The 19,805-nt window shown below is 69.4% G+C and carries 17 protein-coding genes; 12 read left to right on the top strand and 5 right to left on the bottom strand.

The window, feature by feature from the left end; genetic code table 11:
* Positions 1-22 precede the first annotated feature (22 nt).
* The 4 genes from ACFO6Q_RS04565 (at position 23) to ACFO6Q_RS04550 (ending at position 3,667) form a co-directional block, all read left to right on the top strand.
* Entirely contained in the window at positions 23-1,003 is a 981-nt protein-coding gene (locus tag ACFO6Q_RS04565) for an isoaspartyl peptidase/L-asparaginase family protein (RefSeq protein WP_380019359.1), read from the top strand.
* Positions 1,004-1,441: 438 nt separating this feature from the next.
* A complete protein-coding gene (locus tag ACFO6Q_RS04560; protein ID WP_380019382.1) occupies positions 1,442-2,212 on the top strand; it encodes a HipA family kinase in 771 nt (256 codons plus the stop codon).
* Positions 2,196-2,600, top strand: a complete 405-nt coding sequence (locus tag ACFO6Q_RS04555; RefSeq protein WP_380019358.1) for a DUF3037 domain-containing protein — start codon at positions 2,196-2,198, stop codon at positions 2,598-2,600. Before ACFO6Q_RS04560 ends, ACFO6Q_RS04555 begins: the two co-directional genes overlap by 17 nt.
* Entirely contained in the window at positions 2,597-3,667 is a 1,071-nt protein-coding gene (locus ACFO6Q_RS04550) for a winged helix DNA-binding domain-containing protein (protein ID WP_380019357.1), read from the top strand. The genes ACFO6Q_RS04555 and ACFO6Q_RS04550 overlap by 4 nt, the downstream gene beginning before the upstream one ends.
* A gap of 24 nt (positions 3,668-3,691) precedes the next feature.
* Here the strand turns inward: ACFO6Q_RS04550 and ACFO6Q_RS04545 are convergent, their stop codons facing one another.
* The 4 genes from ACFO6Q_RS04545 to ACFO6Q_RS04530 all read right to left on the bottom strand — a co-directional run bounded on the left by ACFO6Q_RS04545 (position 3,692) and on the right by ACFO6Q_RS04530 (position 7,811).
* A complete protein-coding gene (locus ACFO6Q_RS04545; protein WP_380019356.1) occupies positions 3,692-4,243 on the bottom strand; it encodes a response regulator transcription factor in 552 nt (183 codons plus the stop codon).
* A complete protein-coding gene (locus ACFO6Q_RS04540; RefSeq protein WP_380019355.1) occupies positions 4,240-5,529 on the bottom strand; it encodes an ATP-binding protein in 1,290 nt (429 codons plus the stop codon). The genes ACFO6Q_RS04545 and ACFO6Q_RS04540 overlap by 4 nt, the downstream gene beginning before the upstream one ends.
* 76 nt (positions 5,530-5,605) lie before the next feature.
* Entirely contained in the window at positions 5,606-7,069 is a 1,464-nt protein-coding gene (locus ACFO6Q_RS04535; protein ID WP_380019381.1) for an ATP-binding protein, read from the bottom strand.
* Between the two features lie 46 nt (positions 7,070-7,115).
* The gene (locus ACFO6Q_RS04530) at positions 7,116-7,811 is read right to left on the bottom strand and encodes a response regulator transcription factor (protein WP_380019354.1); all 696 of its coding nucleotides are present in this window, start codon (positions 7,809-7,811) and stop codon (positions 7,116-7,118) included.
* Between the two features lie 452 nt (positions 7,812-8,263).
* Between ACFO6Q_RS04530 and ACFO6Q_RS04525 the strand changes: the two genes are divergently transcribed.
* The 8 genes from ACFO6Q_RS04525 to ACFO6Q_RS04490 all read left to right on the top strand — a co-directional run bounded on the left by ACFO6Q_RS04525 (position 8,264) and on the right by ACFO6Q_RS04490 (position 18,125).
* Positions 8,264-11,014, top strand: a complete 2,751-nt coding sequence (locus ACFO6Q_RS04525) for a protein kinase domain-containing protein (RefSeq protein WP_380019353.1) — start codon at positions 8,264-8,266, stop codon at positions 11,012-11,014.
* 158 nt (positions 11,015-11,172) lie between these two features.
* Positions 11,173-13,893, top strand: a complete 2,721-nt coding sequence (locus tag ACFO6Q_RS04520; RefSeq protein WP_380019352.1) for a protein kinase domain-containing protein — start codon at positions 11,173-11,175, stop codon at positions 13,891-13,893.
* Between the two features lie 161 nt (positions 13,894-14,054).
* Complete coding sequence (locus ACFO6Q_RS04515; RefSeq protein ID WP_380019351.1) at positions 14,055-14,417, top strand: diacylglycerol kinase; 363 nt, start codon at positions 14,055-14,057, stop codon at positions 14,415-14,417.
* A 65-nt stretch (positions 14,418-14,482) separates the two neighbouring features.
* Positions 14,483-15,241, top strand: coding sequence for a TerC family protein (locus tag ACFO6Q_RS04510; protein WP_380019350.1), 759 nt, complete (start codon positions 14,483-14,485; stop codon positions 15,239-15,241).
* 137 nt (positions 15,242-15,378) lie between these two features.
* Positions 15,379-16,008: a LemA family protein gene (locus ACFO6Q_RS04505; RefSeq protein WP_380019349.1), complete on the top strand. Its 630-nt coding sequence runs from the start codon at positions 15,379-15,381 to the stop codon at positions 16,006-16,008.
* A 236-nt stretch (positions 16,009-16,244) separates the two neighbouring features.
* Complete coding sequence (locus ACFO6Q_RS04500) at positions 16,245-17,153, top strand: TPM domain-containing protein (RefSeq protein ID WP_380019348.1); 909 nt, start codon at positions 16,245-16,247, stop codon at positions 17,151-17,153.
* Positions 17,153-17,641, top strand: a complete 489-nt coding sequence (locus tag ACFO6Q_RS04495; RefSeq protein WP_380019347.1) for a TPM domain-containing protein — start codon at positions 17,153-17,155, stop codon at positions 17,639-17,641. Before ACFO6Q_RS04500 ends, ACFO6Q_RS04495 begins: the two co-directional genes overlap by 1 nt.
* 277 nt (positions 17,642-17,918) lie before the next feature.
* On the top strand, positions 17,919-18,125 hold the full coding sequence (locus tag ACFO6Q_RS04490; RefSeq protein WP_380019346.1) for a hypothetical protein: 207 nt from the start codon (positions 17,919-17,921) through the stop codon (positions 18,123-18,125).
* A gap of 421 nt (positions 18,126-18,546) precedes the next feature.
* On the opposite strand, the gene ACFO6Q_RS04485 is transcribed toward ACFO6Q_RS04490, so the two are convergent.
* Entirely contained in the window at positions 18,547-19,791 is a 1,245-nt protein-coding gene (locus tag ACFO6Q_RS04485; protein ID WP_380019345.1) for an SIR2 family protein, read from the bottom strand.
* Positions 19,792-19,805 lie beyond the last annotated feature (14 nt).

The raw sequence follows: 19,805 nt of genomic DNA, 5'->3' as shown, positions 1-19,805 counted from the left end.
CGGCCCTGGCAGGAGTGCATTCATGCGGTTTCGTCCTCTGTTCTTGGTGGGTTGCCTGCTGTTCGCCCTGACCGCGGAGGCCGCCGTGCCCGTGCTCGTCATCCACGGCGGCGCCGGCGTGGTCAAGTCCGAGCTGACGCCGGAAAAGGAAAAGCTCGTGCGCGCCGACCTGCAGCGCGCGCTGGAGGCCGGCTACGGCGTGCTGAAATCCGGCGGCAGCAGCCTCGACGCGGTCGGCAAGGCGATCGTGGTGCTGGAAGATTCGCCGCGCTTCAACGCCGGCAAGGGCGCGGTGTTCACGCACGACGGCAAGAACGAACTCGACGCGGCGATCATGGACGGCGCCACCCTGCGCGCCGGCGCGATCGCCGCCGTGCACCGCGTGAAGAACCCGATCCTGCTGGCGCGCGCGGTGATGGAGAAGTCCGAGCACGTGTTCCTGGTCGGCGACGGTGCCGAGGTGTTCGCCAGGACCGCCGGCATCGAGCTGGTCGATCCGAAGTACTTCTATACCGAGGAGCGCTGGCAGGCACTGCAGAGCGCGTTGCGCGAGGAGCGCAAGAAGAAGGCCGAGCCGGGCAAGACGCCGCACCACGGCACCGTCGGCGCGGTCGCCCTCGACACGCAGGGGCGCCTGGCCGCCGGCACCTCGACCGGCGGCATGACCAACAAGCGCTGGGGCCGCGTCGGCGATTCGCCGATCATCGGCGCCGGCACCTACGCCGACGCGCGCTGCGCGGTGTCGGCCACCGGCTGGGGCGAGTACTACATCCGCGCCACCGCCGCGCGCGACATCTGCGCGCGCGTGGAGTACGCCAAGACGCCGGTGGCGGACGCGGCCAGGCAGGTCGTGATGGACGTGATCCCCAAGCTCGGCGGCGACGGCGGCGTGATCGCGCTGGATTCCGACGGCAACTTCGCCACCCCGTTCAACACCGACGGCATGTACCGCGGCTGGGTCGACAAGGACGGCAAGGTGCACGTGGCGATCCTCGGAAACTAGAGTATCGCTTTGGATGCCTCCGTAGTTGTCGGGCACCACATTCGTCCGCACTGGTTCGCGAGAAAAATCCGGAGGTCTCGTGTTAGCACTTCTAAAGTGGATCCCGATGCTTTTGGGAGGCGCTCTGATTTTGAGCGGGCTGGTGACCTATCCGTTTCCGGATCGATCGAGGAACGACGAATCCGGGCACGCAGTCTACGCTGAGGTAGTAGAAAGAAATCTGCAGACGACTTCACCCGATCCGCTGTTGCTGAAAGTCGAAGGGCTTGCGAAGAGCTACGTTTCCGCTCGGGACAACCTTCGTCGAATGGAGCGTTCGCAATCGGTGCTCTTGATTCTTGTCGGGGCCGTGCTCGGGTTCGCCTGCATGCTCGAGTTCGTTCTTTCAAGACATTCGGTTAGGCGGAAGGGTACGCAGACAGAGTCCAATTGATGACCATACGTACCGTCTCCGCCACCCGCTACGTCACCCCGCTGCGCGAAGGCGGCTCGCTGCCGGCGATCGTCGAGGCCGACGACGCCGGCTTGTACGTGCTGAAGTTCCGCGGCGCCGGGCAGGGGCCGAAGGCGCTGATCGCCGAGCTGGTCGCCGGCGAGATCGCGCGTGCGCTCGGTCTGCGCGTGCCGGAGATCGTGTTCGTCGAACTCGACGGCGATCTCGCGCGCACCGAACCCGACCCGGAGATCCAGCACCTGATCCGCGCCAGTGCCGGCCTGAACCTCGCGCTCGACTACCTGCCCGGATCGGTCACGTTCGATCCGGTGGTCGAGAGCGTCGATGCGGAGCTGGCGTCGGCGGTGGTCTGGTTCGACGCCTTCGTCAGCAACGTCGACCGCACCGCGCGCAACACCAACATGCTGATGTGGCACCGCCGGCTGTGGCTGATCGACCACGGCGCGGCGCTGTATTTCCACCACGACTGGAGCGGCTACCTGGAGCGCGCGAACGCGCCGTTCGCGCGCATCCGCGACCACGTGCTGCTGCCGTACGCCGGCGCGCTGCGCGAAGCCGACGCGCGGCTGACCGGCCTGCTGGACGAGGACACGATCCGGCGCATCGTCGCGCAGGTTCCGGACGCATGGCTGCTCGGCGATGCGCCGTTCGCCGATGCCGCCGCGCACCGCGATGCGTACGCGCAGTACCTGTGCCGGCGCCTGCGCCAGCCGCGCGAATTCGTCGAGGAGGCGATCCGTGCTCGCGACGTATGACTACGCGCTGATCCGCGTGGTGCCGCGCGTGGAACGCGGCGAATTCCTCAACGCCGGCGTCGTGCTGTCGTCCAAGTCCGGCGATTTCCTCCAGGCGCGCGTCGAGCTCGATGAGGCGCGCCTGCTCGCGCTCGCGCCGGGGCTGGACCTCGACGCCGTGCGCCGGCACCTCGCCGCGTTTCCGGCGATCTGCGCCGGCGGCGAGGAGGCCGGCCCGATCGGCCGCCTGCCCAAGCGCGAACGCTTCTACTGGCTGACCGCGCCGCGCAGCACGATGATCCAGACCTCGCCGGTGCACACCGGCCGCTGCAGCGACGCTGCGACGATGCTCGAACGCCTGCTCGACACGATGGTGCGCGTGCCGGTGCCCGGCGATCCGCCCGCGTGAAGGCGGCCCGCTTCGACGTCCTGCGCGAGCGCCTGCGCGGACATCGCCTCGCCGCAAATCCCTTCGCCGACGCCGAGCAGGCGGTCGCCACACAGCTCGCCGTGCAGGCGCAGGACTACCTCGGCGCGCTGTGGGGCGTCGGCCAGCGCGTGCGCGGCGCCGACGAGGCGACGATCGAGCGCGCGCTGGCCGAACGGCGCATCGTGCGCAGCTGGCCGCTGCGCGGCACCTTGCACTTCGTCGCGGCGGCCGACCTGCGCTGGCTGCTGGCGCTGGACGGCGCGCGCACCCTGCAGAGGCAGAAGCGCCGCCTTCAGCGCGACTTCGACCTCGACGAGCGCGTCGTCGAGCGTGCGCGCCAGGTCTGCGATCACGCGCTCGGCGGCGGCCGCGCGCTCGCGCGCGACGCGCTGTACGCGCAGTTCGAGGCCGCCGGCATCGCCACCGCCGCGTCGCGCGGCCTGCATCTGGTCTGGTGGCTGGCGCACGAGGGAACGCTGTGCTTCGGCCCGCGCGCCGGCAAGCAGCACACCTTCGTCCGGCTCGACGACTGGCTGCCGCCGGCGCCGGCCCCGTCGCGCGAGGACGCGCTCGCCGCGCTTGCGCGGCGCTACTTCTCCAGCCGCGGCCCGGCCGGCGTGCAGGACTTCGCCTGGTGGTCGGGGCTCGCCGCGGCCGACGCCGCCGCGGCGCACGAGAGCGTGCGTGCGCAGTTCGCGTCCGAGCGCGTCGATGGCGTCGAGTACTGGTACGCGCCGGCGGACGCCGCGGCAGGAGGCGGCGCGCGCGTGCACCTGCTGCCGGCCTGGGACGAATACACCGTCGCCTATCGCGAGCGCGGCGCGTTCCTCGACGCGGCCCACGCGGACCGCGCCGGCAACGGCATCTTCAAGCCGGTGCTGCTCGCCGACGGCCGCATCGCCGGGACCTGGAAGCGCAGCGTGTCCAAAGCCGGTGTCGCGATCGCCGCGGACTGGTTCGACGCGCCGAAGGCGCCGCTGCGCCAGGCCTTCGACGAGGCGGCGGAGCGCTACGCGGCCTTCCTCGGCGCGCCGCGGATCGCCTGAGGCGGATCGCCTTACAACGCGCGCCTAGTGCGATTCGCGCACCGGCCGCTTCGACAGCTTGCGCTGCAGCGTGCGCCGGTGCAGACCGAGCCGGCGCGCAGTCTCGGAGATGTTGCCGCCGCATTCGGTCAGCACGCGCTGGATGTGCTCCCATTCCAGCCGCTTCAGCGGCGGCGTGTGCACTTCCAGCGGCGCGTCGGTTTCCTCGCCCGCGTCGCCGAGCAGCGCCTGTACAACCTGGTCGGCGTCGACCGGCTTGGCCAGGTAGTCGTGCGCGCCGCGCTTGATCGCCTCCACCGCGGTGGCGATCGAGGCGTAGCCGGTCAGCAGCAGGATGCGCAGGTTCGGCTGCGCGGCGAGCAGTTCGGGAATCAGCGCGAGGCCGTTCTCGGCGCCGAGCTTGAGGTCGAGCACGGCGTAGTCGGGCGCGTTCTGGCGCACCTGCGCCAGCGCGGTCGCGCGGTCGGGAGCGGTGGATGCGACGAGGCCGCGTGCGTTCAGCGCGCGCGCGAGCACGGCGCTGAAGACGAGGTCGTCGTCGATCACGATCACATGGCGGTTCGTGGCGAGGTTCATAACCCGCGATTGTCGGCTGCCGACAGCGGCACGCGCAATCGCTGCAGCCAGCCGCCGTCGGCGAGGGCCTCGGCGCTGAGGTCGCCGCCGAGCCGTTCCGCGGTGGCGTGGGCCAGCGCCAGGCCCAGGCCGAGGCCGTGCTGCTTGCTGGTCTGGAAGGCGGTGCCGGTGCCCGGTGCGATGCTGCTGCCCTTGCCGTGGTCGCGCACGAACACCTCGGCGACGCGCCGGCCGGCGACCACGCCCAGCTCGATCACGCTGGAGCCGGCGGCGAGCGAGGCGTCGGCCGCGTTGCTCAGCAGGTTGATGACGGCGTGGCGCAGGTTCGGCTCCGCCTCGATGATGCGCACCTCGGCGCCTTCGCCCATCGAGGTGCGCAGCTCCACTTCCGGGCGCAGCAGGTGGAAATGCGATTCGCAGTCGCGCACGAACTCGGCCAGCGGCATCTTGCGCGGCGTGCCGGCGAGCTGGCGCCGGCCGATCGCGACCAGTTCGCGCAGGATGTCGCGGCAGCGGTCGGCCTGGCCGATCAGCAGGTCCAGGTCGCCGGCCAGCGCGCCGTCGGTCCGTTCGCGGCGCAGTTCGCCGAGCAGGGTGCGGATCGTCGACAGCGGCGTGTTCAGCTCGTGCGCGGTGCCGGCGGCCTGCGTGGCGATGGCGAGAATGCCCTCGTCGCGCAGCGCGCGCTCGTGCTCGCGCTGGATCTGCGCCTCGCGCTCGCGCAGCGCGCGCGCCAGGCGCGAGATGAAGAACGCCAGCACCGCGGCGATGACGCCGAAGTTGATCGCCATGCCGACCACGTGCAGGTTGAAGTTGCCGCCCGCGGCGGAGGGCAGCGACGGCAGCGGCAGATGCCACGGAATCAGCGCCAGGTACGCGGCGGAGGCGAGCAGGGCCACGGCCATCACGTGCCGGCGCGGCAGCGCCGCCGCGGCCAGCGCGATCGGCATCACCAGCAGCGAGACGAACGGATTGGTCACGCCGCCCGAGCAGTACAGCAGGAAGGCGAGCACGCCGATGTCCACCGCGATGTGGCCGAACGCCTCGGCGGCGCTGACCGGCCACGGCTGGCGCAGGCGCCAGAAGGCGAATGCGCCGAACGCGGCCAGCGCGGCGATGCCGCCGGCGAGCGGCAGCAGCGGAATCGGCAGCCGGAACGCGAACGCGACGACGGCGACGGTGAGCGCCTGACCCGACACCGCGCACAGGCGCAGCCAGGCCAGCGTTTCGGTCAGTTCGCGGGCGTGATGCGGGGTGGCCTTGCGCGGAGAGACGAGGGCGTTCATCGGGCCGCGCATTCTGCCATTGCCGGCTTGCGGCTTGCGAGGATCGCTTCGCGGCCGAGCCTTCGTCCGGAGCGCTCTAGAGCGGGTGCCCGGCCTCGATGCGATGGCGCGCGGGCGCGTCCTTGGCCGTCGCGCCCGCGCGCGCCGCGCCGGGTTCGCGCGGCAGCGGCAGGCGGATCAGCACCTCGAGCCCGCCGCCGTCGGCGTTGCGCGCGACGATGCGGCCGCCGTGGCGTTCGATCGCGCGGCGCGCGATGGCCAGGCCCAGGCCGGTGCCGCCGCTGGAGCGCGTGCGCGCCGCGTCGGTGCGGTAGAACGGCTCGAAGATGCGCGTCAGTTCCGCCTCGGGCACGCCGGGGCCGTGGTCGCGCACGCGGATGACCGCGTGGCCGGACTCGTCGCGTTGCAGGCGCACGCCGACCGTGCTGCCGTCGGCGGTGTAGGCCAGCGCGTTGCGGATCACGTTCTCGAACGCGCTGTGCAGCGCCGCGTACGAGCCCGTCATCGACAGCCGCTCGCATTCGGCCAGCACCACCTTGCGTCCGCGCGGCGCGCCTTCGTAGTCGGCGTTGGTGATGACGTCCTCGAGCAGGGTGTCGAGCGCGACGTCGTCGCGCGCGGCATGCGTGGCGGTCTGCAGGCGCGACAGTTCCAGCGCCTGCGCCAGCATGGTCTCCAGGCGGTCGGATTCGTGCTCGATGCGGTCGAGCGCGGCGCTGACCTGCGGCCCGTCGCCGTCGCGCGCGAGTTCGAGCGCCACGCGCAGCCGCGCCAGCGGCGAACGCAGCTCGTGCGAGACGTCGCGCACCAGCAGGCGATGGCTGTCGACCAGCGTCCTGATGCGCTCGGCCATGGTGTCGAATTCGGCCGCCAGCGCGGCGACCTCGGCGCTGCGACCGAAGCGCAGGCGGCCGACGCGCGCGTCGAGATCGCCCTCGGCGAAGCGCCGCGTGCTGACGCGGATGCGCGTCAGCGGCGCGCTCACGTACCAGGCGAGCAGCGCGGCGAACAGCGCGCTGACGATCATCGCGATGCCCAGATGGGTCCAGAACGCGCCCGGCCGGCGCAGCAGCAGGCGGGTCAGGAAATTGCCTTCCAGCGCGGCGACCACCGCGTAGAAGCGGCCGTCGCGCGTGCGCAGCGCGCGGGCGCGCAGGCGCTCGCCGTCGGCGTCCACGCTGCCACGCGGCGGGTCGGCGGCGGCCGCCTGGGCCAGGATCGCCTGCGCCGCGTCGCGCACCGGCTCCGAGGCGGTGCGGCCGAGCAGTTCCTTGCCGTCGGCGGAGAAGACGTAGACGCTGATCGCGCTGACGTCGGGCGTGTTGCGCAGCCAGACGCGCGCGTCGGCCTCGCCGTCGTGGCGCAGTTCGCGCGCGGTGCGGCCGAGCAGGTCGTCCATCTTGGCCTGCAGGCGGGTCACGTCGAGGCCGGGAATGCGCTCGTTCTCGAAGCGGCTGGTGGAGATCCACGCGAACGCCAGCAGCACGACCACGGTCGCGATCCAGAACGCGGCGAACAGGCGCCAGAACAGCCGCCGCATCACGGCGGCGTTCCCCGCGTGCGTGCCGCGGCGGCGGGCGGGCGCGTCATTCCTCTTCCCCGAAACGGCGCAGCAGGTAGCCGTTGCGCGGGATCGTGGTGATCGGCGAGCTGCCGTCGGGCGCGTCGCCGAGCTTGCGGCGCAGGTTGGACACGTGCACGTCGATCGAACGGTCGAACGGCCCCAGCGCGCGGCCGAGCACGCTCTGCGAGATGCGCTCCTTGCTCACCGCGCGGCCGGCCTCGCGCATCAGCAGCGCGAGCAGGTCGAATTCGGTCGCGGTCAGCGTGATCGGGCGCCCGTCGACGCTGACGCTGCGCGAGGCGGCGCGCAGCCAGATCGGGCCGTTGCGCAGGTCGGTCAGCGCCTCGCCGCCTTCGCCGCGCGCGCGCCGCAGCACGGCGCGCAGGCGCGCGGCGAGTTCGCGCGGATTGCAGGGCTTGGGGATGTAGTCGTCGGCGCCCAGTTCCAGGCCGAGGATGCGGTCGATGTCCTCGCCCAGCGCGGTCAGCATCAGCACCGGCACGGCCGATTCGCGGCGCAGCTCGCGCAGCGCATCCAGGCCGGTGCGGCCGGGCATCATGACGTCGAGCACGATCGCGTCGAACGGTTCGCTGCGGGCGGTCGCGACCGCGGCGTCGGCGGTGTGCGCGAGGGCGACGTCGAAACCTTCGCGCGCGAGAAAATCGCGCAGCAGCTGCGCCAGTTCGCGATCGTCGTCGACCAGCAGGATGCGACTCATGCGGACAGCATATCGTCCTGCGACAGGGTCACGGCCCGGCCTTTGCACGGTTTTACGCGGCGGTCCCGGCGCGGGCGCCGGGGCGTCGACAGGCGTGCCGGTCGGGACGAATGCGGCCGTGGCCAGGCCGCCTGTCCGCGTGGAGGAACGGCCGGTCGCACGCCGGCCGGTGAAATGCAACATTCTGTGTCATGAGTCTCCGAGGCCTCCTGCGGCCCCCTCGTTGCGGCCTGGGACGCCGTCAGCGTCGGTAACGAACCGGCGCGTGTCGGCACGGCTGAATAACGTTTCGGTAACGATTGGGTAACGACTGGCGCTGTCAGTCGGCCGGGCCAGGCGTCGTATCATTCGCGGCCGCGGGAGCGCGCGGGCCGGTGCCGTGTGGCGCGCGCTGCGGGCACCCGAATCGACGACCTGCTTTCGCCGCGGGTCCTGGAACGACGTCGAAGACCATGAGCCATGACGCAGGCGCCGCGGCGCCCACCTATTACCGGTACCGATTCGGCAGCGCCGAGTTCGACGAGGCGACGTTCGAGTTGCGCGTGTCGGGCCTGCGCGTGGAGGTGGAGCGTCGTGCGCTGGAAGTGCTGGCGTACCTGCTGCGCCACGCGGGCGAGGTGGTGACCAAGGAAGAACTGTTCCGCGAGGTGTGGGCGGGCCGCGTGACGGTGGACAAGGTGCTGCCGAATGCGATCACCAAGCTGCGCCGCGCGCTGGGCGAGGCGAATGCGGAGCTGCTGCTGACCCAGCCGCGCGTGGGCTATCGCCTCAGCGGCTTGGTGGAGCGGGTCGTGGTGGGACGCAAGCTGGCCAGCCAGCTGGAACTGAGCCCCGGCGAACCGGTGCCGGGACGCGAGAACTTCGTGCTGAAGCGCCAGCTCGGCGGCGGCCACGGCGGCGAGGTGTGGCTGGCCGAGCACGCCAAGACGCATGAGCGGCGCGTGTACAAATTCGGCGTGGACGGAGAACGCCTGCGCGCGCTCAAGCGCGAGGCGACCTTGTCGCGGGTGCTGCAGGAAGGACTGGAAGACCGCGAGCACTTCGTCGAGCTGATCGACTGGAATTTCGAGAGCGCGCCGTTCTTCCTGGAATGCGAGTACGGCGGCGAGAGCCTGTACGACTGGTCGCGCGAAGGTCTGGGTCCGCTGTCGACGGAGGCGCGGCTGGGCCTGTTCCTGCAGATCGCCGACGCGGTGGCGGCGGCACACGGCGTGGGCGTGCTGCACAAGGACCTGAAGCCGGCGAACGTGCTGATCGCGGGGCAGGAGGACGGCTGGCGGATCCGCCTGACGGACTTCGGCAGCGGACGCCTGCTGGACCCGGAGCGGCTGGAAGAGCTGGGCATCACGCAGTTCGGTCTGACCGCGACGCAGAGCATCGGCACGGACTCGTCGACCGGCACGCCGCTGTACGTGGCGCCGGAAGTGTTCGCCGGCCATGCGCCGACGGTGCAGAGCGACGTGTACGCGCTGGGCATCCTGCTGTACCAGATGCTGGCGGGCGACCTGAGCCGTCCGATGGCCTCGGGCTGGGAGCAGGACGTCGGCGACGAGCTGGTGCGCGAAGACATCCGGCTGGCGACGGACGGCAATCCGGCGCGTCGGCTGGCGGGCGCGGGCGAGCTGGCGGCGCGGCTGCGCAGCCGCGAGGCGCGTCATGCGCAGGCGCAGCGGCTGCGCGAGGACGAGGCGCAGGCGCGGATCGCGCGTGAGCAGCTGGCGAAGAGCCGCGCACGGCGGCCGTATCTGGTCGCGCTGGCGGCGGCGGTGATCGCCGGTGTCGCCGTGGTGCTGCTGCTGTACCGCGAAGCGCTGAACGCGCGCGACGCGGCGCAGGATGCGCGCAACGCGGCGCAGCGCGAGCTGGAACGCTCCACCGCGATCAACCGCTTCCTCAACGAGGAACTGATCAGCAACTCCAATCCGTTCGTCGCCGCGAAAGGGCAGAGCGTCTCGCTCAAGGACGCGCTGCTCGGCGCGCGCGACCGCATCGCCAGGCGCTTCGCCGCGCAGCCGCTGACCGAAGCCTCGATCCGCGCGAGTCTGGTCGCCCCGCTGAACATGCTGGAGCTGTTTCCCGAAGCGGCCGCCGAAGCGCAGCAGGCGCTGGCGCTCTACGAACGCGAGGAAGGCGCGACCAGCCGCGACGCGCTGAAGACGCGCTCGATGCTCGCGCGCATCCTCACGCGCACGTCGAAGTTCGACGAGGCGCGCAAGGAAGTCGAAACCCTCGAGGCGCTGACCGCGGGCTCATCCGATCCGTGGTCGAAGTACCTGCTGTCCTCGGCGAAGGCCACCTACGACGCCAATCGCGGCGAATACACCAAGGCGGTGCCGGAATTCCGCACCGCGATCGCGACCATCCGCGAGGCCGACCCCGACGCCGTCGCCACGCGCGATTCGATGCGCATGGACCTGATCAGCATCCTGACCCAGGTCGGCAAGCCCGACGAGGCGCTGCAGGAAGGGCAGAGCCTGATCGACGAGATCACCGCGCGCGGCGAGGGCAACGAACTCGTGCTCGCCTTCGCCAAGGCCAGCGTCGCGCGCGCCTACACGGCCAAGGGCGACGACACGACCGCCGAGCGGCAGCTGCTCGACGCGCAGAAGACCATCGTCGGCCTGCTCGGCGCGGACCACACGCGCAACCTGGTCCTGCTCAGCGACCTCTACGACATCGAGGTCCGGCGCGCGGACTGGCCGAAGGCGCTGGAGTACGCGCAGCGCGTCAGCGACGGCTTCCTCGCCAAGCTCGGGCCCGACCACAACATCACCAATCTCACGCTGATCAACCTCGGCCAGGCGCTGTACGAGAGCGGCCGGGCGAAGGAGGCCGAGGCGCGGCTGCGCCCGGCGTACGGCAAGCTCTCGCAGCAGCTGTCCAGGGACAATCCGCAGACCCAGATCGCCACGTTCTGGCTGGCCGCGGTCGAACTCGACCAGGGCGAACTCGACGAGGCTTCCGCGCTGATCGATGCGCTGGATGCGAAGGCGCTGGAAGTCGGCGGCCCGTCCGACGGCGCATGGGCGTTCCGCTGCGATGCCCTGCGCGGCCTGCTGCGTGCCAGGCGCGGCGACGCGCGCGGCGCCGCGCCGCTGCTCAAATCCGCCCTCGAGGGCCTGCAGCAGAAATCGGCCGCCGAAGGCGCGCTGTACGAGCGGGCCAGCCAGGCGCTGGCGGCGATCGGGCGCAAGCCGGCCTGAACCGTGCATGACGCCCGCGGCGATCTAGCGGTTCTTCCGTACGTAGACATTCGTTGACGGCGCCGGCCGTCGTATGATCGCCTCGGCGCGCAGCCTCGTGCGCCGCGCGGGAGGGAGCTTGCCCGCGCCGTATCGGACGGGTCGCAGGAGCGAAGGCCATGAGCAACGATGCGGGCGCCTCGGCGCCCACCTGGTATCGCTATCGGTTCGGCAGCGCCGAGTTCGACGAGGCGACGTTCGAGTTGCGCGTGTCGGGCCTGCGCGTGGAAGTGGAGCGTCGTGCGCTGGAAGTGCTGGCGTACCTGCTGCGCCACGCAGGCGAGGTGGTGACCAAGGAAGAACTGTTCCGCGAGGTGTGGGCGGGCCGCGTGACGGTGGACAAGGTGCTGCCGAACGCGATCACCAAGCTGCGCCGCGCGCTGGGCGAGGCGAACGCGGAACTGCTGCTGACCCAGCCGCGCGTGGGCTACCGCCTGAACGCGACGGTCGAGCGCAGCAAGATGGGACGCAAGCTGGCCAGCCAGCTGCAGCTGGGCGCGGGGCAGGCGGTGCCCGGGCGGAAGAACTTCGTGCTGCAGCGCCAGCTCGGCGGCAGCCGCGGCAGCGAGGTGTGGCTGGCCGAGCACGCCAAGACGCACGAGCGGCGCGTGTACAAGTTCGGCGTGGACGGCGAACGGCTGCGCGCACTCAAGCGCGAAGCGACCTTGTCGCGGGTGCTGCAGGAAGGACTGGAAGACCGCGAGCACTTCGTCGAGCTGATCGACTGGAACTTCGAGAGCGCGCCGTTCTTCCTGGAATGCGAGTACGGCGGCGAGAGCCTGTACGACTGGTCGCGCGAAGGCCTGGCGTCGCTGTCGACGGAGGCGCGGCTGGGCCTGTTCCTGCAGATCGCCGACGCGGTGGCGGCGGCGCACGGCGTGGGCGTGCTGCACAAGGATCTGAAGCCGGCGAACGTGCTGATCGCGGGGCAGGAGGACGGCTGGCGGATCCGCCTGACGGACTTCGGCAGCGGACGCCTGCTGGACCCGGAGCGGCTGGAGGAGCTGGGCATCACGCAGTTCGGCCTGACCGCGACGCAGAGCATCGGCACGGACTCGTCGACGGGTACACCGCTGTACGTGGCACCGGAAGTGTTCGCCGGCCATGCGCCGACGGTGCAGAGCGACGTGTACGCGCTGGGCATCTTGCTGTACCAGATGCTGGCGGGCGACCTGAGCCGGCCGATGGCCTCGGGCTGGGAGCAGGACATCGGCGACGAGCTGGTGCGCGAGGACATCCGGCTGGCGACGGACGGCAATCCGGCGCGTCGCCTGGCCGGCGCGGGCGAGCTGGCGGCGCGGCTGCGCAGCCGCGAGGCGCGGCATGCGCAGGCGCAGCGGCTGCGCGAGGACGAGGCGCAGGCGCGGATCGCGCGCGAACAGCTGGCCAGGAGCCGCGCACGGCGGCCGTACCTGGTCGCGCTCGTCGGCGCGCTCCTGCTCGGCGTGATCGTTTCGTTCGGCTTCTACCGCGACGCCTCGCGCGCGCGCGACGCGGCGCAGCGCGAACTCGAGCGCGCCAACGCGATCAACCGCTTCCTCGAAGACGACCTGATCAGCCGCGCCAATCCCTTCGTCGCCGCCAAGGGCGCCGGAGCCACCCTGAAGGACGTGCTGCTCAGCGCGCAGGACCGCATCGCCGAACGCTTCGACGCGCAGCCGGCCACCGAAGCCTCGATCCGAACGAATCTGGCCGGGTTGTTCTCCGCCATCGGCCTGCACAAGGAAGCCGAGACGGCCATACGGCGCGGCCTGGTCCTGTACGAACGCGAGGAGGGCCCGACGGGGCCGGGGACATTGAAGGCGCGTTCCCTGCTGGCGGGATACCTGACCAAGACCTCCACGCCGGAGGCGAGCTTGGCGGAGCTGAACGTGCTCGACGCGGCGACGTCGGGAACGACCGACCCTGCGGTGAAATACCGGGTCGCATCGGCCTGGATGCTCTACTACATGAACCAGAAGGAGTACGAGAAGGGACTGGAGCAGTGCCGCAACGCGATCGCGCTGCTGCGCCGATCCGGACCGGACGACACGGCCGCGATGGACAACCTGCGCTCGAACGTCGTCATCGCGCTGACCGGGCTGGGACGATTCGACGAGGCCAAGCGGGAAGCGCAGACGCTGGTCGACGACATCGCCGCGCGCCCCGGCGACCAGAAGCTCCAGCTCGCCTTCGCCCGGCAGATGCTGGGCAAGGCGCATTCCTTCGCGGGCGAATCCGACGCCGCCGGAAAGCTCTTCGCCCAAGCCGAAGGACCGATGATGGAACTGCTGGGGCCGCAGCACAGCAGGACGCTCGGGCTGCTCAGCGATCTTTCCTACCTGGAGTTTCAGCGCGGCGACCTGGACAAGGCGCTGCACTACGCGCAACTGGGCTACGAGGGCGTGCGCGCCCGGTTCGGCGACGACAGCCCGCACACCTACGCGGCGCTGCTGCCGGTGGGCCAGTTCCGGTACGAACACGGCGATCTGCCTGAGGCCGAGGCGACCCTGACCCTGGTCCGTCGCCGGCTCGGCGAGTTGCGATCGCCGGACAACACCGACACGCAGTACGCGACGTTCTTCCTCGCCGCGACGAAGATCGACCTGAAGAAGTTCGACGAAGCGGCCAGGCTGCTCGACACCATCGACGAAGAGGGACTCAAGACCGGCGGCGAAGACCAGCTGTGGAAGGCCAGGCTCGACGCCCTGCACGGCCTGGTGAAGGCGGCCACCGATCCGAAGGCCGCCATCCCCCTGCTGCAGTCGGCGATGGCCGGGTACGAGCAGCAGGACGCGGCGCAAGGCAGCACCTACGAACGCGTCCGGAAGGCGTTGGCGCAGCTGCAGGCCACGCGCTGAGCGGGCGGCCCGGTCGCCGGCCCGCCGCGCCCGGTGCGTGCGGCGATTGCGGATGGCATCATAGCGAGCCCTCGTCCGTACCCTTGCCAGCGCCATGCCGATCCCCGAACGGTCGCCGTCACTCCGCATCGTCGTCGACCACCGGCGCGCAGCTTCCTGACATGCCCAGCACCGAACCGCGCGGTCCGCGCCAGATCTGGCGCGCCTTCCAGTGGTCCATGGCCGGCTTGCGCGCGGCCTGGCGGCACGAGGCCTCGTTCCGCCTGGAAGGCTACCTGTTCGTGATCTTCTTCCCGCTCGGCCTGTGGCTCGGCCACGGCCCGATCGAGAAGGCGATCCTCTGCGGCAGCCTGCTGCTGGTGCTGTCGGCGGAGCTGCTCAATTCCGCCGTGGAGGCGATCGTCGACAAGGCCAGCCCGGAGTTCCACGAACTCGCCGGCCGCGCCAAGGACATGGGCTCGGCCGCCGTTCTGTTGCTGATGTTCAATGTCCTGCTGTGCTGGGGCCTGATACTCTGGCGGTGATTCCTCGCGATCGTGCGTGATCGCGGGAATGCATGCACTGACCGGTCCCGGACGCACGTGGAGAGTTGCGGTTGGATCTGCTGACTGACCCGCAAACCTGGATTGCGCTGCTGACCCTGTCCACGCTCGAGATCGTGCTCGGCGTCGACAACCTCGTCTTCATCTCGATCGCGGTGAGCCGCCTCGCGCCGGAGCGGCGGTCGAGCGCGCGCCGCCTGGGCCTGGCGTTCGCCTGCGTCACGCGCATCCTGCTGCTGCTCTCGCTGGCGCACCTGGCCGGCATGGACGACCGCACCTCGTCGCTGTTCCACCTGTTCGACCAGGTCATCTCGATCCGCGATCTGGTGCTGATCGGCGGCGGCATCTTCCTGGTGGTGAAGGGCGTGATGGAAATCCTCGACGCGATCGGCGGCGGGGAGCAGGAGGCCGGCGGCCGCGCCTCGGCCAGCTTCGCGCTGGTGATCGCGCAGATCGCGCTGATCGACATCGTGTTCTCGCTCGATTCGGTCATCACCGCGGTCGGCATGGTCAACATCCTGCCGGTGATGGTCGCGGCGATCATCCTCGCCGTGCTGGTGATGATCTTCGTCGCCAACCCCGTCGGCGCCTTCATCGACAGCCACCCGACCATCAAGATGCTGGCGCTGGCCTTCATCATCCTGGTCGGCGTCGTGCTGGTGTGCGACGGCCTGGGCGTGCACGTGTCGCGCGCCTACATCTACTTCGCGATGGCGTTCTCCGCCGCGGTCGAATCGCTCAACCTGCTGGCCGAACGCCGCCGCCGCCAGCGGCACGAGCGCGGCATCGGCGTCGGCGACGGCTGAGGCGCGGCCGCCGCCGGCCGGGAGCCGGGGCGTCCGATTGTCAGAAATGCCTACGCCCGCTTGCGCACGAACGGCCTCCACGCCAGAGTAGCGCACGCCCCCGGCAGCCCGGGCCTGGCCGTCAACGGAGAGGGAACATGCGCGCGATCCGGTTCATTTCGTTGTTGCTGCTCGCCACGCTGCTGAGCGGTTGCGGGTACAACCAGATCCAGTCCAAGGACGAGGCCGTCAAGGCCGCCTGGTCCGAAGTGCTCAACCAGTACCAGCGCCGCGCCGACCTGGTGCCGAACCTGGTCAACACGGTCAAGGGCTACGCGCAGCACGAGGAAGAGGTCTTCACCAAGGTGACCGAGGCGCGCGCCAAGGTCGGCCAGATCAACCTCAGCGCCGACGACCTTTCCGACGAGAACAAGATGAAGGCCTTCCAGCAGGCGCAGGGCGAACTGTCGAGCGCGCTGTCGCGCCTGATGGCGATCTCGGAGAACTACCCGCAGCTCAAGGCCGACGGCCTGTTCCAGAACCTGCAGGCGCAGCTGGAAGGCACCGAGAACCGCGTCACCGTTGCACGCAACCGCTACATCCAGGTGATCCAGGACTACAACACCTACATCCGCTCGTTCCCCACCAACCTGACCGCGATGCTGTTCGGCTACAAGACCAAGGCCAACTTCTCGGTCGAGAACGAGAAGCAGATTTCGACGGCGCCGACGGTGGACTTCAATAAACCCTCGCAGCCGCAGCCGCAGCAGCCGCAACCTGCGCACTAGAACGCTCTCGCTGGAAACACGGGCGTGAGCATCCAGGGTTCCACTTCCCCTTCGCCCGCTTGCGGGATCGACGGCCGCCTGCCGGCGGCCGGAGGGTGCCGAAGGCGGATGAGGGAGCTTCCGGAGGCTCACCCGGGGCGAGCTCGCGCGGGCTTTCTCCCGCACGCGAAACAGGCCAGTTCGCCACCCGTCGAGGAGGCGGACACGTGAACCCGAGCGGCCCAAGGCGCCTGGCCATGCGCGCGCTGCATGGCTTGCTGGCCGCGCTGTTCTGCCTCGTCGCCGTCGCCGCATTCGCGGCCGACGGCGACCTGCAGCCGGTTCCGCCGTTCGGCCCGCGCGTCACCGACCTCACCGGCACGCTCGACGCGCAGCAGAAGCAGACGCTGGAATCGCAGCTGCAGGCGCTCGAGCAGAGCAAGGGTTCGCGCGTCGCCGTGCTGATGCTGCCGACGACCGCGCCCGAGGACATCGCGCAGTACGGCATCCGCGTCACCGACGTGTGGAAGCTGTCGCGCAGCGACGGCAAGACGCACGACGGCGTGCTGTTCATCGTCGCCAAGAACGACCGCCGCGTGCGCATCGAAGTGGGCAGCGACCTGGAAGGCGCAATCCCCGACGCCGCCGCCGCGCGCATCATCCGCGAGTACGTCACGCCCAAGTTCCGCGCCAACGACTACTACGGCGGCATCGAGGACGCGCTCGGCGCGCTCACCAAGCTGATCAACGACGAACCGCTGCCGCCGCCGCTGACCGAAGAGGACAGCAAGCGCGGCGAGGGCATGGACCCCGGCGCGGCGTTCATGATCGCGATCTTCATCGGCTTCTGGGCGCGCGGCATGTTCGGACGCCTGTCCACGCCGCCGCGCGCCGGCCTCGTCGCCGCACTCACCGGCGGCGCCGGCTGGCTGCTCAGCGGATGGATTCCGATCGGCATCGGCGCCGGCCTGTTCGGGCTGTTCCTCGGCCTGCTCGGCGGCGGCGGAGGCGGCGGCTTCGCCAACCGCGGCGGCTGGGGCGGCTTCGGCGGCGGAGGCGGCGGCTGGGGCGGTGGAGGAGGCGGCGGCTGGAGCGGCGGCGGAGGCGGCTTCAGCGGCGGCTCCAGCGGCGGATTCTCCGGCGGCGGCGCCTCGGGGAGCTGGTGATGCGCGCACTCAGGCACCTGTTCGATCTCGGCTCCGCGCGGCGGCATTTTCCGCCGGCCGTGCTCGACGCCATCCAGCACGCCATCAAGGCCAGCGAGCACCGCCACCTCGGCGAGATCGTGTTCGCCGTCGAAGGCTCCCTCCCGCCGCTCGACGCGCTGCGCGGAGTCGGCGCACGCGAACGCGCGCAGGAGGCCTTCGCCCGCCTGCGCGTGTGGAACACCGAAGGCAACACCGGCGTGCTGGTCTACGTGCTGCTCGCCGACCACGCGATCGAGATCCTCGCCGACCGCGGCATCGCCGCGAAGGTGGCCGCCGACGAATGGCACGAGGTCTGCGCGCTGATCCAGCGCCACTTCACCGCCGGCGACTACCAGCGCGGCGCCATCGCCGGCGTCGAGGCGATCACCGCGATCCTCGTGCGGCACTTCCCGGCCGATGGGCGCAGCAATCCGGATGAGTTGCCGGATCGGCCGGTGTTGTTGTAGTTGCGCGCTCGGCGCATGGCGTTGTGATTGGCGCGAGGGGAGGAGCGTTGCGCACAGATTGTGCGCCGTCGCTTCGTCGCGCTGGCATCGCGAGCTCACACGAGGCGAGGTTGTAAGAAGGGCTCGCTGTGGTCGTCGCAGTGTAGCGCCGTGCTCGGCGCGTCAAGGCCAGGCCCTTCGGGCGCGCTGCGCGCGGCCTTGACCCGCCTGCGCGCGGCGCTGGGAGGGTTCGCCCACAGCGACCCACTCCGGATCGCGGGCGAATCGGAGAAGCGTCATGAATGACGAACAAGCTCTGCTGATCGCTAACCTGCGCTACGCGTTGTCCTGCCATATTCCGGCGATGAAGCGCCGCGTACGGATTCATACCGGCTATGGCTCGGTCGAGTTCTATGGTCCGCAAGCGCGCAAGATCACGGCGCTGTGCGAGGAACTCCTGCGGCGGCGGTTGCAGCGCCTGGAAAGCAAAGGCGGACGACGCTAGCGCGTCGCGCCGGGCGGCTCGCGCCGCCCGGCGGTTTCTCCTTAGCTGAGAAGCTGTCCGCCTGGGAATATTGGTCACGTCGACTCGGGGGAAGAGCGACGAGAGCCTTGAATTGGTCAGGTGGCTGGTTGGGAAGCGACTGCTTTCGGCCAGAAGCGGACAGTCGCCCCGAAATCCCTCCCTAGCTAAGCGTCGCCACTCCGGAGATTTCCGAAGAAGTCGTGATGCTTGATCGCACGCATGGTGGTTGGTGTGCCCCGTGTATGTTTGTTGGCTACCGCCAACATTTTGTTGTCGTGCAAAGCACTCTATTCGGTGCACTTCAACGCCGTTCCTTCAGATGTTGTGCTTGGCGTCGAATTAGAAGTTCGCGTGCACCCTACTTGCGCGAAGGCCGTTATCGGCTAGATGGAGTACCAGGTCACGGCTGAAGCGCAGCACCGATGTCGAACTGGTCAGTGAAATAGTCCTTTATCACCCGCAGATGGGAAGACTGGATCCCGAACTCGATGCCGAACAGTTCGGCGATACGCTCTGGCGCCGGATCAATAATCGTAACTTTTGGCATGGTCCGGCGTCGCATGAATGCGTTGGTGAAGAGCGCTCGCGAACGAACGTCAGTGCGAGGAAATGAATATCCAATGACAATGATCTCGTCAGTCTGAGCCAAACCGTCTTCGGCAACGCTCCAAAGCTCACCGAACAACCCTCCGTACAAGTCGTAGGTTTTCTCACGAACAGGCGGGATGATCAGCGGCATCGACACGAGCCCGTCATCGCTGGCAGTTCCTTCCGGCCTCAAGCCCTTGGTTCTCGCGCGGACAAGGATATGGCCTGGCGGTGCTTCTCGACCAGGTGCATCAAGGTTCGGTGGGTAGTAGCCATAGGAGAAGGGGACGTAGCCCGGCATGTAGCGGCCGGCGTAGCATGCGTATGGGCCTGCCGCATGCCTAAAGACATGTACCGTGGCCGGGTCCAAACTATGTGTGAGTTCGAACTGGCCTCTTTCCATGGTCGGATGGGCTGTCAGCCAATTCGTCGACCCGTGGAGCTTCAATAGGCGCGGCCCCACTGCCACGTCGGTATCGGCAGGGATTGGATCACGCCACCCATGATCGAATATCTGTCTGGGCGTGATGCCGTAGCCACGCTCGATTGTCCACGACGTTTGCGCTTCGAGCGCTCGGTCCATCAATGTGTCCCAATTGAACGTCACGATTGTATCGGTGGCCGATATCGCACGCGCAAGCCTGAGGTGCGGGGATGAAACAGGACCATTCTGAATCTCGTTGAGAACGCTGGCGAATAGAAAGACAAGCTCGTTGTACGCCTTCCACGGCCATATCCAGGCGAGTGGATTATCCGACGCCTTGGCGGTATAGAGGTCACGAGCAATTGTCGAATGCAGATCTTCAATGTCTATGCCTGATCGGAGGTGCGTGAAGGCGTCAATCCCTTGTTGACCCAAATATCCAATCAATCCTTCCTGCAGAACCCAGGAATTTGTGCTGATGTTTAGCGTGTCAAAGGTCTCAAAAAAATCACGCGCGATGGGCATCCGCACTCCGGTGGGAGACTCCGAATAGCTCTTAGATGCGCCGGCGCCCAATAAAAACACTTTCATCGACTTCGCAGCCCCCGTAATGTTCTTGCGTTTCGGACGCACGCAGTTCCCGCTCG

It is taken from the genome of Dokdonella ginsengisoli (assembly GCF_042652785.1).
In the GTDB taxonomy this organism is placed as follows: Bacteria; Pseudomonadota; Gammaproteobacteria; order Xanthomonadales; family Rhodanobacteraceae; genus Dokdonella_A; species Dokdonella_A ginsengisoli.
This window is presented reverse-complemented; position numbering and strand designations above follow the sequence as displayed.